The following is a 13,969-nucleotide window of genomic DNA, read 5'->3' as shown; positions in this document are numbered from 1 at the left end:
ATGCCTGCACGCTTCATGGCCGGGAGCGTTCTTTATGGCATGGTATTGTCCATGTCCGTCCGATCCGCCGCCTTCATTGCTGCCCTGCTGCCGCTCTTTTCCTACAGTGAAGAGACGGTCAGTTTCAGCCGCGATGTGCTGCCGATCCTGTCCGATAATTGTCTGAGCTGTCATGGCCAGGACGAAGCTCACCGCAAGGCAGACCTTCGGCTGGACACTCAAGATGGGGCGATGAGCGTCATCAAACCCGGCGATCCCAAGGCGAGCGATTTCCTGGCCCGCATCCTGACAGAGGATGCCGATGAACTGATGCCGCCGCCTAAATCCCACAAGCCGCGCCTTAACCCAGAACAGGCTGACGTTATACGTCGCTGGATCGCCCAGGGAGCAGTTTGGGGCAAGCACTGGGCTTTTGAAAAGCCGGTGAAAACGAAAGTGACGGGGCATCCTGTGGATCACTTCATCACAGCACGATTGTCCAAAGCAGGCCTTCAAATGGCCCCTCAGGCTCCAGCACACACCCTGCTGCGACGACTTTCCTTTGACCTCACTGGCCTGCCGCCAAATGCGGAAGAAATAGCAGCGTTTGAGTCTTCCAGTTATGAAGCGCAAGTGGACAGATTACTGGCCTCTCCGCACTTCGGCGAGCGGATGGCCATGTGGTGGCTGGATGCGGCGCGTTATGCAGACACGGACGGGTTTCAGGCGGATGCCAACCGCACGAACTGGCCATGGCGTGATTACGTCATCCAGTCCTTCAATGAAAACAAACCCTTCGATCAGTTCACGCTGGAGCAATTCGCCGGAGACCTTTTCCCCGATGCCACTGCCGAACAAAAAGTAGCGACATGCTTTCACCGCAATCACATGACGAACGGTGAGGGCGGACGGGACAAGGAAGAGTCACGGGTGGACTACGTCATCGACCGGGTAAACACGACCGGCACGGTCTGGATGGGCCTGACATTGGGCTGCACGCAGTGTCACACGCACAAGTTTGATCCCATCAGCCATGCGGATTATTACAGCATGGCGGCCTTCTTCAACAGCGTGGATGAAGACGGCTCTGCTGGCACCAAAGCGCGGCCCTATCTTAGCTATCAGTCCCCCTTGGCAGCACGGGCGGTGCTGGAAGCCCAGGCACTGGTGGACGAGCGTACGCCAGCAGAAAAACAGGCCCGTGAGGAAGCCGCAGCCCCCTTTGCTGAGTGGCTGGCGGCGCGGCATCAGGAAGTGGGCCTTGGGTTCACCGCATGGCATCCCCTGAGGGGCAAGCTGGAGTCTGAAGAAGGCACGGTGCTCACACAGGAGGACGATGCAACGGTGCAGGCCTCCGGGCCTAACAAGAAACAGGATGACTATCGGCTGACCACTGCCATCGGGCTAAAACGCATCGCCGGCCTGAAGCTGGAGGTCTTTCCTCACGCCTCCCATACTGGCGGCGGACTGTCACGTGGTGCCAGCGGCGAGTTTATCCTGACGGATATCAAGGTGCAGGTGAAGCGCAGCGGCAGCACGCAGATCCGCGACATCAAAGTAGCCGGGGCGGTGGCGGACACCTTCATGAAAGCGACCAAGGCTGCGCGTGTGTATGGCGATGTCAAAGGCACGCTGGATGATGACCCTCGTAATGGCTGGACGACCGAGGGCGCACCGCAGACTGAGCCGCACACGGCCGTTTTTGCCCTGGCCACACCTCTGTCCCTGGAGTCAGAGGAGGAGCTGATTTTCCAAATGCTGCACCGTTCCACCAACGGCGATGCCAACATAGGCCGCTTCCGGGTATCGGTCACAGACCAGCCGGGGCCTGCGGTCAATGGCCTGGAACAGGCCCCGCTGGAACAGCTTGCGGCAGCGAGAGTAACGGACCTGGCCAAACTTGATCCATCTTTGCGCGAGCGTTTGTTTGCTCAATTCTTGGAAGACCATGCCCCTTATCAGACGGCCAAGACTTCGCTAACCCGTGCAAGCAGTCAGCTCAAGGAAGTGAAGGCTGCCGCGGGCAAGCTGAACGTCATGGTCTTGTCTGAGCGCAAAGAACCGCGCGAAACACATGTGCTCCTGAGGGGGGTATGGGACAAGCATGGCGAACGGGTCACACAGGATGTACCAGCGGCCATTGCGCCCTGGCCAGAAGGCGAACCACGCAACCGAATGGGGCTGGCGCGATGGATTACATCCAAGGAGAATCCGCTAACTGCGCGAGTGTTTGTAAATCATCTGTGGCAGATGTGCTTTGGCGCAGGGCTGGTACGGACGCCGGATGACTTCGGTCTGCAAGGAGAGCGGCCCACGCATCCGGAACTGCTAGACTGGCTAGCGGTGGACTTCATGGAGCATGGCTGGGATGTAAAACGTCTGCTGAAACTGATCGTCATGAGCGAGGCCTACCGTCAGGATTCGGCGGTGGCTGCCGATCTCATTGAGCGAGATCCACAAAACCGGCTGCTAGCGCGTGGCCCCAGATTTCGCCTGCCGAGCTGGATGATGCGTGATGCGGCACTGACGGCTTCCGGCCTGCTGAATCCTGCGCTGGGCGGCCCGCCGGTGCGGCCATATCAACCGGATGGCGTTTGGGAGGAGAATTTCATGGGCCGCTTCACCTATGAACCAAGCGAAGGACCTGCCCAACATCGCCGTACTCTCTACGCCTTCTGGCGGCGGAGCATCGCCCCGACTTTCCTGTTCGACAGCGCCCAGCGTCGTGTTTGTGAAGTAGGCGTCAGTCGCACGAACACCCCTTTGCAGGCCCTCACCCTGCTGAATGACACCAGCATGATGGAAGCCGCAGCGACACTGGCCCAACAAATGATGCTTCATGATCAAAGCAACGAAGAACGGCTTCAGGCCCTCTATCTGCGGGTCCTTTCAAGGCAAGCTACGCAGAAGGAACTCACTGTCCTGACACGTGAACTGGACCGTGCTCTCACTCATTACCAAGCACATCCCGAAGATGCCGCCAAATACCTTTCCACCATCCCCGGTGTCGCCGCTCAAAACAGCTCCATGCCTGCTCTGGCTGCTCACACGCTGGTCGCCAGCCTTGTTCTCAATCTGGATGAGGCCATTACTCATGAATAATGGCAAAAAGATGTTTGGTAAAAGATGGCAAGAAAGGAGTTATCTTTTACCAAACATCTTTTTGCCAGAACTGCGAATGCCTATTCATCGCTCCATTTCGACCACCCGGATTACTCAAAAAGAGTTCAAGCAGATCTCTCATGAGGTGATGGAACATGTCTTTGCCATTCACAACGAGTTTGGCCGGTTTTTTGACGAGAGGGTTTATAAGCTCGAACTCGCCAACAGAATGGGAGGCGTCGCTTTAGAGCCATCTGTCACGGTCACTCATGGCAACTTTAGCAAAACTTATTTCATTGATGCGCTTGTCCATGGAAGTGCGCTTTTCGAATTCAAAACTGCGGACTCTATCCATGCGCGGCACCGGGGCCAGACTATCAACTACCTTCTTCTGTGCGATCTGGCTCATGGCAAGATTGCCAATATGCGAACTGAACGGGTCCAGCATGAATTTGTAAACTGTCATCAGCGACTGGAAAATCTGCGCCACCCAGAAATCATTGATACGGAATGGCGCGGGCAAACATCAGCTTGTGAAGCAATGCGTGATATGGTGAACGCACTGATTTCAGATTGGGGAAGCGGACTTGAAATTGGACTTTATGAAGAAGCACTCACCCATGCTTTGGGCGGCGAAGAAAGAGTTCATATTCCAGTGCCAGTTTTTTCTTCAAAAGGTCACATTGCGCATCAGTCCATGCGGCTAGCATCTCCAGAAGTGGCATTCAAAATTACAGCCCTTCCTGAAAGGACCGACATCTTTGAAGCACATACGCGCAAACTTCTTCAGCATACATCACTAGCAGCGGTGCAGTGGATTAACATCACCCATCAAACTGTCACTTTTACAACCATTCGATAAACTTAAGTAATGGCAAAAAAATGTTTGGTAAAAGATAGGGAGAAATTTTCATCTTTTACCAAACATCTTTTTGCCAAAATCAATCTCAAGCCCCAGCCATGCCATGAACTCCCTCCACACCACACGCCGTTATTTCCTGGGGCAATGTACCGGGGTTTCGCTGGGGTCCATGGCTTTATCCTCTTTGTTAGGCCAAGCGGGCGAGGCTCCCATGCCTGGGCTTGTCGGGCTACCGCATTTTGCACCGAAGGCGAAGCGCGTGATCTTTTTGACGCAGTCTGGCGGGCCATCGCAACTGGAGCTTTATGATCACAAACCAGGACTGATGAAGTGGGCTGGCACGGAGTTGCCGGAATCGGTAAGGCAGGGGCAGAGGCTGACAACCATGACGGCCAACCAGAAGCAGCTCATCCTACCAGGCGTCACGAAGTTTTCTCAGCATGGAAAAAGCGGTGCCACAGTGAGCGAATGGCTGCCGCATCTGGGCGAGGTGGCGGATGACATCTGCTTCATCAAATCCATGACGACAGACCAGATCAATCATGCGCCTGCCATGACGCAGTTTTTAACGGGAAATCAGATCCCCGGTAAACCGAGCATGGGAGCCTGGGTCAGCTATGGCCTGGGCAGCCTGAACCGCAATCTGCCGGACTACTTGGTACTGATATCCAAAATGCAGCGGCCAAGCGATCAGCCGCTCTATGATCATTACTGGGGCAGTGGGTTCCTGCCCTCGCGCTATCAGGGGGTGAAGCTGCGCAATTCCAAAGACCCGGTGCTGTATCTGCGTGATCCGGACGGCCTGCCACGGCATTTGCGCCGGGGGATGCTGGACGGGCTGGGAGAGCTGAACCAGATGCGTTTTGAGCAAACCAACGATGCTGAGATCACCACCCGCATCCGGCAGTATGAGATGGCTTACCGCATGCAGGCGAGCGTGCCCGATCTGACCGATTTGAGTGAGGAACCGGATTCAGTCTTTGACCTTTACGGCCCAGATTCACGGCGTGCGGGCAGCTATGCAGCCAACTGTATTCTCGCCCGGCGTCTGGCCGAACGCGGTGTGCGATTCATCCAACTTTTCCATCCCGACTGGGACCACCACAGCCGCCTGCCAAGCTGGTGCACCGCCCGCTGTCGGGACACCGACCAACCAAGTGCAGCACTGATCAAGGACCTTAAACAACGTGGTCTGCTGGATGAGACCTTGGTGATCTGGGGTGGTGAATTTGGACGGGGAGTGGCTGGCCAAGGCAAATGGGACAGCCCGGAAGCGGGACGCGACCACCACCCGCGCTGCTTCACCATGTGGATGGCCGGTGGCGGCGTGAAGCCCGGAATGACCTATGGATCAACGGATGACTTCAGCTACAACGTCGCCGAAAATCCGGTTCATGTGCGTGATCTCCACGCTACCGTCATGCACCTCCTGGGTATCAACCACGAGCGGTTCACCTTTCGGTCACAAGGACTGGATTTTAAACTGACCGGGGTAGAGGAGGCGAAGGTGGTGAAGGGAGTGCTGGCTTGATGTAGCTTTCCCCATGAAATGATCCTGGTATATTAAGACTAGGCCAACGGAAAATGCGTACCTTCTTTCCCATGCAATCCCCTTGGCAGGCATGGGATAACTGAGCTAATTTCCGCCATGCGCTTTCTGTTTCTTTGCACCCTGCCCTTCGTCCTGACTCAATGTGTGGACCAGTATGGCAATCCGATGTCTCCGTTTGGGCCAGCGTCACCTCCGCCTTACACGGAAGGGCGGGAGCAATACCGGACGGACATGCGGGAGCAGGACCGGGGCCTGGCTCAGCAGGCTTACGAACGCGGCATGAGAGAGGGCACTGATGATGCCCGCAGCGGGATGCCCCGGACTTCCCAACGCAACCCTTTTGGTTATTCCTCCACCCAGGGTCGTGCCTATACGGATGGGTATGAGCAGGGCTACCAGTCATCGGCTCCGCAGGGCCGCACCCCTGGCATGGGCATGCCGCCCGGCTATCAGCAGCCGGGATATCCATCGCCAAATCAGCCGCCAAGTTATCCAGGCTCCGGCTACACGCCCCCTGCCCCACAGCAGAATCAGCAGTCCAATGATCCGGCCTATAGCCAGGGATACGAATATGGTCTGAGGGATCGTGTTGCCGGGCGTCAGGCGGATGCCGGTGCTCATGTGGGGGCCTATGACCCACGATTCCGCCGGAGCTTTGATAAAGGCTACTATGATGCCTTTGAGGCGCGTCGGTGATCCTTTAACATTTGCTCTCGCCATGGACTCGACTCACACTGAATGCAGTCCTTACAGCCGGGTTACGAAAAACATCGGGCGGCTGATCTTGGTGGGTTTTATCGCGATGACATTGCCGGGGCACAGTGAAACCAAGCTCGGAAATGAATACAAAAGCGAGCAACTGCTGCCTTATTTACAGGCCACTGAATGGATACTCTATTCGCTGGATCCAGATCCATGGCTACAGGATGAAGTCAACGACCCGTTTAGCAGACCCGCTCCGTTGCCTGGATCTGATGAGGCAAAGAAAGCCGCGAGCCATCCCAGGCCTCCTGCGGAGCCTCAAAGAAAAGTACCGCCCAGCCAGGAATTTCATGAATATCCTATCCTAGGTCAACTGGACATGAAGGAGACGGATAAGTTGCGATATGTCATCAAGGCGCTGGATGTTGCAGGTCAAAATTGGGCAGGAGGTGTGGCTGGATGCTTTTCCCCCAGGCACGGCATTCGGGTCATGAAGGACGGTAAGACCCATGATCTGGTGATCTGCTACGAATGTTCACGTGCTTATCTTTATGTGGACGGTCAGGATGCAGGCACGCTCCATTTTGCAACGACTCCTCAGTTTCAAGCCACGCCTTATCCCTTGGATGGCATTTTGAGAAGGGCGGATATCAAACGAGCTCCAAGCCACTAAAAAACATCTCACTTCCCGATGCAGAAGGAAGAGAAGATGACGTCGAGGATCTGCTCCACATCCACGATACCGACAACTTCCCCCAGTGACTGGAGAGCTTCGCGCAGATCAAGGGCGACGTATTCTGGCGCAGCACCGTCCATGAGGGCGGTGCGGGCGGCCTGGACTTGGATGGCGATACGATCAAAACAGGCTTTATGCCGGGCATTGATGGCGATGGGATGATCCGCCTGAAGGGTGCCTGCACTCATGATGACGGCGCGGATTGCATCCCGGAGAGCCTCCACGCCGGTATTGTCCAGGCAGGAAAGAGCGACTCCATCCTTCCACCCGGGATGCTGCCCCTGATCGGCCTTGTTTAAAATGAGGATGCGGCGGGACTCAACTTCAGGCGGGAGGGCCACACGCTGAGAGCTGGCGGGAGGCAGGCTGCCATCCACCACTTCGAGGATGAGGTCCGCACGTTCCAGTTCACGTTGGGTTCGCTCAATACCGACACGCTCGATATCATCGGTGCTGGCACGAAGACCCGCAGTATCCACGAGGCGGAGAGGGATGCCGTGGACCTGGATGATCTCTTCAATGGTATCACGGGTGGTGCCTGCGGTGGGGCTGACGATGGCACGCTCAAAACCTAACAATAAGTTTAGCAGGCTGGACTTACCTACGTTCGGCTCGCCGCAGATGACGGTGCGGGCACCATGACGGAGGATGCGCCCCTGCTCACTGGTATCAATGAGGCGGCGGGTGCGCGCCAAAACTAGATCCATTTTTGCGACAAGGGCAGCCCCCGTATCTGGAGAAATGTCTTCTTCAGGGAAATCAATGTACGCCTCCACATGGGCGAGCACGGGCAGCAATTCTTCGCGCAAAGCGGCAGCCTCTTTCCCAATGGCTCCGCCGAGCTGCTCATGCGCGGCTTTAAGGGCCAGGGTACTCTGGGCATGAATGAGGTCCATCACGGCCTCCGCCTGGGTGAGGTCCATCTTCCCATTCAGGAAGGCACGCTGGGTAAATTCTCCCGGCTCAGCCGAGCGGGCACCGGCAGCCAGCAGAGACTCCAGCAATTTTTGGGTGACCAGCAGCCCCCCGTGCCCATGAAATTCCACCACATCCTCCCCCGTGTAACTGGCCGGTGCGCGGAAAAGAAGCAGCAGGCCCTGGTCTAAACGGCCGCCATCACTATCCAGAGCGTTGACCAAATAAGCCTGCCGGGGTTTCAGCTCAGTCAAAGGCTTCGCTGCCTGAAAGACAGTCTGCGCGACGGAAAGAGCCTGGGGGCCGGAGACACGGACGACACTGATGGCCGCCTCCCCGATGGCGGTCGAAATGGCTGCGATCGTATCGTGAAGCATAGCGAGGGATGATATAGGTGCCGAGGGCGGTGGCGTCTGCTGTACATGAAAACGGGCCTGCATGGATATCAGGCCCGTCAAACATGAGTCAGCCAGAGTTCCCGGTGCCCGGGACCCGGCCTGCTTTGTCGATTACTTGCTCTTCTTTTCGCCGTCTTCTTTCTTCGCGCCATCGAGAGGCGTGATGATCGGACGATCTTTCATTTCAGGCCAGATGAGCCACTTGTCGCCCTCTTTGACGAAGGAGATGAGGAAGAGTTCTTCAATACGATCCGTGAGAGTTTCCTGGGAAGTGCGGACGGTGGCGTGGACGTATTCCTTGTCCTTTTCTTCCACCACGCCGAGAACGTCGATTTTCAAAGTGTCCTGCTTCTTCTTGGTCACTTCTGGAGCTGCATTCACACGCTTATGCCAGGCAGTGCGGTCCGTGATGTAGAACTCCTGGGGAGTGAGGACTTCCAGGTCGCGGATTTCTTTGACACCAAAGCGCTCCAGCATCTGTGCCTCTTCCGTCATGGTCGGGGCAGTCTTGATGATGGCGATGGTTTCCTTCTGCTTACGCTCCAGGGAGCTAGGCAGCAGCATGACGGAAGCGGTCTTCCAATCCTGTGCGACCACGCTTTCGAGATACTTCTTCACCATGGTGGCACATGGGTGGTCAAGCGGTAGCTGGGCACTCCAGGATGAACTGGTGAGAGCCAGAAAGCTGAGAGCCAGGGAAAGGCGGAACAAAGGAAGGGCAGAATACATAGAGTCGGCTTAGACCCGCGTTAGCGCGGAACGTTCGGGCTTTTTAGCCCGCGCCATAGAGAACGTCAAATGGAGAAAGGCACGGTTATGTAACGATTCATCGGATGGCATGGCGCACCGGTTGACTCATAGGCAGCAATTCCACCCCCAGACAAGTTGCGCCGAGGGATGGATTCGGCCTTTGATTTCGGGGATGCTGTGCCAGCTTTTGCACAGGTCCGCCAGCAGGCTGGCACGTTGGAAAGATGTGTCCTGCGTTTCACGCTGCCTTGACGGATGACTGCCTGCTTCCATCTTGCGACCTGCCTTTCACCCTTCCTCATGCCGACCATTCCAATCCTGATGCCCCAGTTGGGCGAGTCCATCGCCGAGGCCACCATCGTCCGCATTCTCATTGAACCCGGACAGCAGATCGAGGCGGGCACCGACATCTTTGAAGTGGAGACCAACAAAGCCACGATGGCCGTCAGCTCTCCCTGCGCAGGCCATGTCTCTGGCATCACCGCACAAGTGCAGAAAAGCTATGCGGTGGGGTCCAATCTCGCATCGTTTGATGTATCGGATGAAGACGCCCTTTCCATGGGCTTCACGGACTCGCCACCGCCGCCTGCGCAGACCCAGCCCAATAATACAGCGAGCGCAGACTCCCTGCATTTCCAGTTTAATGAAGAAGACAACATCACGGGCTACCAGCCGAAGGTGGAGCCTGTGGTGGGCGGTGCGCTGCCCGTCCCAGCCGGAGCTACCGGGGCCAGCTACATCTCCCCACGGATGCGTGCCCGGATGAATGAACTGGGGCTGAATGCCTCCGATCTGGCAGGGATCGCCGGCACCGGGGCCGGTGGACGAGTAACGGTGGAGGACTTTGAAAATTTCCTTCGTGGCCTGGAGCAGCACCGCCTGACGCCGGCCTCGCCGATGCGCATCGCGGTGGCGGATTCCATGCGCCGCAGTTGGAGCCGCCCTCTGGCCACCGTGGGCAGCCCAGTGATCCTGGACGCCATTCTTTCCCATCGTAAACGCGCCAATCCAAAGCCCGGTCCCGCCCTTTACATCATCCGCGCCCTCGCGCTGGCACTGGCGGAAAACACCGCCGTCGCCGGTCGTCTTATCGGCAGCCGCATCGTGCATCCGCGGGCGATCGACATCGGCTTTGCCGTGGAGGTGGAGGATGGAGTGCTGGTACCCGTTCTGCGCGAAGTAGAAAAAACGCCGCTGGTGCAATTGGTGCCCACCTATAATAAGCTGGTGGAGCAGGCCCGCGCCCGCCGCCTGCCTATGGATGTGAACCGTCCCGGCATCGCCACCGTGACCAACTTTGGCACCTTCGGCATCGTCTGGGCCACGCCCATCCCGCTGCCAGAACAAAACCTGGTGCTGGGTCTCGGTGCCGGTAGCAAGGTGCCCCGCTGGAGTGAGGAGGTGAAGCAATTCATCCCCGTGACTGAGGCGGAACTGACCCTGAGCTTCGACCACCGCATCCTGGATGGAGGTGGCGCAGGGCGTTTGCTGTCCCGTGTCGCCCAGCTTTTGCAGGAACCGGAGAAACTGTAAGCCTGCATTTGTTACCCATCACGCTTGTTGCACCGGGCGTAAGTGCCTTTATTCTCCACTTTCATGAAGTCTGACTCCCGCCCTTCCTCGGCCCCATTGCTTTGGGTGCCCCTCATTCTCGTCCTGCTGGCCCTGGGACTGCGATGGATGAAGCTGGCCTCCGAAGGCATGACGCTGCTGCCAAACTTCGCCCCATGGATGGCCCTGGCCTTCACGGGTACGCTGGTCTTCCCCCGCGGCAGCCTGCCCTGGTGGGCCTGGCCAGTGATGCTCATCGCCATTGATTTCGCAGCCATGGGAGCCCAGCTTTGGACATTGGCCGATGGGCGGGCTGAAGTCTTTTTGACCTATGGCCTCTATGCCGCAGCCGCGTGGACAGCCAACCAGATGCGCGGCAAGGCGGGCATCCTTCAGTCCCTTCTCGGGGTGGTTACTTGCGGCATTGTTTTCTATGTGGTCACCAATGTCCTCTGCTGGTGGGTGAAACCATATTACGCCAAGGATCTGGCTGGTCTCGTTCAGGCGCTCACGACCGGTCTGCCCGGCTTTCCGCCCACCTGGACCTTTTTGCGCAATTCACTGCTGAGCGATCTCGGCTTCAGCGCCGTTCTTTTGGTTGCCTTCAATGCAGAGGCCAAGGTGCGCTCCATGCCTGCCATGCGCTGGGCAACGGCGACGGCCTGAGACTGCCCCTATTTCATCCTTGCCTGGCTCGCGGTCTCGTTCTTTCCCCCCGGAAGGACCGTCCCCAGGAACAAGACAAGGATGAAGATTGATGGCAATCAGATGCGAGGACGTGCATCGCCATGGTTTAATTAGAAAAAGTCTTTGGATTACCACTCGCCCTCGCGACGGAATTTCTGACGGACGTTTTCACCAAACTGCTTGCCCGCAGCGCTGAGGTTGTCGATGACCTGCTCCAGCGGCAGACCAACGCTGCTACGTGCGGCAGGGATGACAGTTTCGCATTCGTTGGTATCCATGAAGCGGGAAGCCTCCAGCAGCCCCTCCTCTTCGCCCAATGGGACGGCCAGAAAGCCGTGCTTGTCCGCATGGATGAGCTGTCCTGGCTGAATGGTCCGTCCAAAGACTTCCACTTCACAGCCCCAGCGTACAGGATGCACATGAGCGTGGCCGACGCAGAATCGACGGGCCAGGGCCTTGAACCCCGCATTCGTCATTTCATCCACATCACGAATGGCCCCATCAACAATGCTGCCGACACAGCCCAGTGCCCGGTGCATGTTGCTGTTCACCTCGCCCCAAAAAGCACCGATGACGCGGGGCTTATCCAGATCCTGAACGACGACGATTTTCGGACCAGGAATGCTGGCGACATAACGGCGGTATTCATTCCAGGCATCGGGATTGGCTTCGCGATGGCTTTTGTCAGAAGGTTGAACGACGACTGTCACCGCATACCCCACCATCGGCCCCATCTGGGGCATGAAATCCCGGGTTTCCTCCAGATTAAAAGCATCCGCAGCAATATCCCCCTTGGTGACCTGCTCCCAGCCATTGTAGATGGTGGGTGTGTTCCAGCGTTTGAGTTGAAGGACTTCGGAGTGTGAGATCGGCATGGTGAAGTGAATGGAGCGCATTTAACGCTTGCCGCAGAACAGGTATCACTGGTTACATTTGCTGACCGCTATGAACTCCTCACCTTGAATTAAACCTTAAGTAGGATAAAATTAACCTCATGATGACGGAATCCATCAACCAAGTTTTTGCGGCTGCCATGGCCTTGGATGCCGATTCGCGACGGGATCTGGCGGAACGGCTTTGGGACACTGTCCAGACGAAGGAAGACACCGTTTTTTCAGAGTCCACTTGGGAGGAAATCGGACTACGGGTAGCAGCAAGTGATGCAGGTCATGCCGAACACATTCCTGGTCATGCTGCCTTGGAACAAATCCGTGCCGAATTTGGATTGCCGAAGGCGGGATGAAATTCGTTTTCCAAAAGCAGGCCCTGGAAGAATACCGGGAGGCAGCCGCTTACATCGCTGAAACATCCGAGCAAAACAGCCGCCTGTTCATCGAACGAGTGGAAGCCACGATTGATTATATTCTGAAACATCCTGACTCGAACATCAGAGGCCGCCACGGCACCCTGCGGAGGAAGATTCATCGCCAGTCTCACTGGATTGTTAACAGACGTCTTCCGTCTGACCTTGATACGGTAGAAATCATTGCCATCGCACACGAGCGGCGTGGAGAGGGATATTGGGAAGATCGCTTCAACAAAATCCATCCGCTTTGAAATAACAGACGCACCGATTCATAGCCGAAGAATGTATTTCTTCTGAGGATATAGCTTGCCGCAGAGCTGGTATCACTGGTTACATTTGCTGACCGCCATGAACTCCAGCATTCCCCAACGCTCCTCCCTGGTTGCAGAAACATTGCGTGTACTGCGGGAGGCCATTGCCGCAGGACGCTGGAAGGATGAATTGCCAGGAGAACGCAGGCTGTGCGAGGAATGGCACATCAGCCGCCCCACGCTTCGGGCAGCCCTCACAGCACTTGCTGCGGAGGGGTTGGTCACGATCTCTCAGGGAAAACCCACGCGCGTCAGCCAGCCGCCCTCTGGCGCGCCCACCCAGCCACAGACGCAGACTTTGACCGTGGCCCTGCTCAGCCCGGAGCCGCTGCATGCGATGCCCCCCTTCGTCCTCCTATGGGTGGACGAGCTGCGCAGCCAGCTTGCCAGTGAGGGGCACCTGCTTCAAGTCCACGTCGGGCGGGCCTGGTCGGGAGGAAAAAATCCCGCGCGGGCGCTGCAGACGCTCACCACCACAGTCCCTGCCTCCGCCTGGGTTCTCTACCGCAGCACCGAGGCCATGCAGCAGTGGTTTGAGCAAAAACAAATCCCCTGTGTGGTGGTGGGCTCCGTCTTTAAAGGGCTCACCCTCCCATCCGTGGACCGGGACCACCGGGCCGTGTGCCGCCATGCCGCCGGCCTGATGGCAGCCCGGGGCTATCAGCGGCTGGCCCTGATCATTCAGGAGCCTCAGTATGCCGGTGACCGGGAAAGCGAAGCTGGCTTTCAGGAAGGCCTGCAAGCTGCCGCTGCCCGCGGGGTGACCGGACTCATCCAGAGGCACGATGGCAGCCGGGAAGGCCTGTTAAAAGCCCTGGACCGCCTCCTCTCCGCCCGCCAACGCCCGCAGGCCCTGCTCATCGCGCGCACCTCCAGCGCACTCACCATCTGCACCGGATTGCTCCAGCGCAGCCTGCGCATCCCCCAGGATGTGGCGCTCATCTGCCGGGATGACGACGTCTTCCTGGATGAGACGCTGCCACAGATCGCCCGCTACAGCGTCACGGCAGGAACCTTCGCCAAACGCATCTACAGACTGGTCCGGCAGCCGGGAGTTAAGGGGGATACCAAGGTCATGCCGGAATTTCTCAAACGCGAGTCATTGTGAAAAACTAGTC

General features: G+C 57.4%; 13 protein-coding genes. 10 read left to right on the top strand and 3 right to left on the bottom strand.

Features of this window, described 5'->3' with window-relative positions; all coding sequences use genetic code 11:
- The first annotated feature begins 51 nt into the window (after window positions 1-51).
- The 5 genes from EI77_RS16735 to EI77_RS16715 all read left to right on the top strand — a co-directional run bounded on the left by EI77_RS16735 (window position 52) and on the right by EI77_RS16715 (window position 6,870).
- Window positions 52-3,081, top strand: a complete 3,030-nt coding sequence (locus EI77_RS16735) for a PSD1 and planctomycete cytochrome C domain-containing protein (protein ID WP_133796446.1) — start codon at window positions 52-54, stop codon at window positions 3,079-3,081.
- Entirely contained in the window at window positions 3,074-3,943 is an 870-nt protein-coding gene (locus tag EI77_RS16730) for a GxxExxY protein (RefSeq protein WP_166647308.1), read from the top strand. Before EI77_RS16735 ends, EI77_RS16730 begins: the two co-directional genes overlap by 8 nt.
- Before the next feature lie 103 nt (window positions 3,944-4,046).
- On the top strand, window positions 4,047-5,474 hold the full coding sequence (locus tag EI77_RS16725) for a DUF1501 domain-containing protein (protein WP_133796444.1): 1,428 nt from the start codon (window positions 4,047-4,049) through the stop codon (window positions 5,472-5,474).
- Window positions 5,475-5,591: 117 nt separating this feature from the next.
- Window positions 5,592-6,191: a hypothetical protein gene (locus EI77_RS16720; protein WP_133796443.1), complete on the top strand. Its 600-nt coding sequence runs from the start codon at window positions 5,592-5,594 to the stop codon at window positions 6,189-6,191.
- On the top strand, window positions 6,127-6,870 hold the full coding sequence (locus tag EI77_RS16715) for a hypothetical protein (protein ID WP_208300388.1): 744 nt from the start codon (window positions 6,127-6,129) through the stop codon (window positions 6,868-6,870). Before EI77_RS16720 ends, EI77_RS16715 begins: the two co-directional genes overlap by 65 nt.
- Before the next feature lie 8 nt (window positions 6,871-6,878).
- Here the strand turns inward: EI77_RS16715 and mnmE are convergent, their stop codons facing one another.
- Both mnmE and EI77_RS16705 read right to left on the bottom strand, forming a co-directional pair.
- Window positions 6,879-8,225: a tRNA uridine-5-carboxymethylaminomethyl(34) synthesis GTPase MnmE gene (gene mnmE / locus EI77_RS16710; protein ID WP_133796441.1), complete on the bottom strand. Its 1,347-nt coding sequence runs from the start codon at window positions 8,223-8,225 to the stop codon at window positions 6,879-6,881.
- A gap of 132 nt (window positions 8,226-8,357) precedes the next feature.
- Window positions 8,358-8,975, bottom strand: a complete 618-nt coding sequence (locus tag EI77_RS16705) for a hypothetical protein (RefSeq protein ID WP_133796440.1) — start codon at window positions 8,973-8,975, stop codon at window positions 8,358-8,360.
- A 321-nt stretch (window positions 8,976-9,296) separates the two neighbouring features.
- On the opposite strand from EI77_RS16705, the gene EI77_RS16700 reads away from it, so the two are divergent.
- Together EI77_RS16700 and EI77_RS16695 are read left to right on the top strand one after the other, a co-directional pair.
- Window positions 9,297-10,529 (top strand): 2-oxo acid dehydrogenase subunit E2, encoded by a 1,233-nt coding sequence (locus EI77_RS16700; protein ID WP_133796439.1) that lies wholly within the window; start codon window positions 9,297-9,299, stop codon window positions 10,527-10,529.
- A gap of 63 nt (window positions 10,530-10,592) precedes the next feature.
- Entirely contained in the window at window positions 10,593-11,213 is a 621-nt protein-coding gene (locus EI77_RS16695) for a DUF6580 family putative transport protein (protein WP_133796438.1), read from the top strand.
- Between the two features lie 149 nt (window positions 11,214-11,362).
- Here EI77_RS16695 and EI77_RS16690 read toward each other — a convergent pair whose 3' ends face one another.
- Window positions 11,363-12,109 carry an RraA family protein gene (locus tag EI77_RS16690; RefSeq protein WP_208300387.1) on the bottom strand — a complete coding sequence of 249 codons (747 nt, stop codon included), beginning with the start codon at window positions 12,107-12,109 and terminating at the stop codon, window positions 11,363-11,365.
- A 119-nt stretch (window positions 12,110-12,228) separates the two neighbouring features.
- Between EI77_RS16690 and EI77_RS16685 the strand changes: the two genes are divergently transcribed.
- The 3 genes from EI77_RS16685 to EI77_RS16675 all read left to right on the top strand — a co-directional run bounded on the left by EI77_RS16685 (window position 12,229) and on the right by EI77_RS16675 (window position 13,959).
- Window positions 12,229-12,477: a hypothetical protein gene (locus EI77_RS16685; protein ID WP_133796436.1), complete on the top strand. Its 249-nt coding sequence runs from the start codon at window positions 12,229-12,231 to the stop codon at window positions 12,475-12,477.
- A complete protein-coding gene (locus EI77_RS16680) occupies window positions 12,474-12,791 on the top strand; it encodes a type II toxin-antitoxin system RelE/ParE family toxin (RefSeq protein WP_133796435.1) in 318 nt (105 codons plus the stop codon). The genes EI77_RS16685 and EI77_RS16680 overlap by 4 nt, the downstream gene beginning before the upstream one ends.
- Before the next feature lie 97 nt (window positions 12,792-12,888).
- A complete protein-coding gene (locus tag EI77_RS16675) occupies window positions 12,889-13,959 on the top strand; it encodes a substrate-binding domain-containing protein (protein WP_133796434.1) in 1,071 nt (356 codons plus the stop codon).
- The last annotated feature ends 10 nt before the right edge of the window (window positions 13,960-13,969 follow it).

The sequence above is a fragment of the Prosthecobacter fusiformis genome (genome assembly GCF_004364345.1).
Classification (GTDB): Bacteria; Verrucomicrobiota; Verrucomicrobiia; order Verrucomicrobiales; family Verrucomicrobiaceae; genus Prosthecobacter; species Prosthecobacter fusiformis.
Note: the sequence above shows the minus strand (reverse complement) of the source record. Positions and strands in the feature narration are given on the sequence as shown.